This is a genomic window from Cellulomonas sp. GbtcB1, from assembly GCF_019091725.1.
Lineage (GTDB): Bacteria > Actinomycetota > Actinomycetes > Actinomycetales > Cellulomonadaceae > Cellulomonas.
This window is the reverse complement of sequence record NZ_JAGXJG010000361.1, coordinates 1-253: the sequence shown is the minus strand read 5'-3', so window position 1 is coordinate 253 and position 253 is coordinate 1. Positions and strand designations below refer to the sequence as shown.

The following is a 253-nucleotide window of genomic DNA, read 5'->3' as shown; positions in this document are numbered from 1 at the left end:
CACGCGGTCCTCGTCCTCGGCCCGCGGGACGCGCTCGCACACGGAACCGCTGCGGGCCTCGCCGGGGAGGGCGTCGCCCACGCGGACGGAGCCGCCCAGCACCTGGCCGGCGAGCCGCACGACGCGCTCCGCGTCGCCCCGCCCGACGACGAGCGGGCGCTCGCGCCCGATGAGCTCCTTGACCGTCACGAGCTCGCCGACCTGCCCGTAGCCGCCGGCCTCGACGACGGTCAGCGCCTCGTTGAGCATGACC

General features: G+C 77.5%; 1 pseudogene. It reads right to left on the bottom strand.

Going from position 1 to position 253, the window contains the following annotated elements:
- Positions 1 to 253 (bottom strand): annotated as a pseudogene (locus KVT14_RS20720) (proteasome ATPase); the annotation flags it as partial.